Raw genomic sequence first — 350 nt, 5'->3', positions numbered from 1 at the left:
AAATCACCGGACACAGTCATCTCGTACCCTTCGGGCACATACTGCTCCAGCACGGAGTAGTTCTGAACGCCGGCAGGTACGAAGTAGTCACCGCCAGCAACGACTTCATCGCCGTACTTGAACTGGATGTTCATGATAACGTCGGTGCTGATCTTCTCGATGTTGACAACCAGCTTGCCGCCGTCCTCGGCCATGAAGTCGCCGGACACAGTCATCTCGTACCCTTCGGGCACATACTGCTCCAGCACGGAGTAGTTCTGAACGCCGGCAGGCACGAAGTAGTCACCGCCAGCAACGACTTCATCGCCGTACTTGAACTGGATGTTCATGATAACGTCGGTGCTGATCTT

Annotated in this window: 1 protein-coding gene; it reads right to left on the bottom strand. The window is 54.9% G+C overall.

Going from position 1 to position 350, the window contains the following annotated elements; translation table 11 throughout:
* Positions 1-350: hypothetical protein (locus tag H6B31_RS16850; protein ID WP_204899543.1), on the bottom strand; the 350-nt coding region annotated here is incomplete at both ends.

This window comes from Pseudoflavonifractor capillosus (genome assembly GCF_016899775.1).
In the GTDB taxonomy this organism is placed as follows: Bacteria; Bacillota; Clostridia; order Oscillospirales; family Oscillospiraceae; genus Lawsonibacter.
The sequence above is the reverse complement of the archived record's forward strand: the minus strand, read 5'-3'. Positions and strand labels throughout refer to the sequence as shown.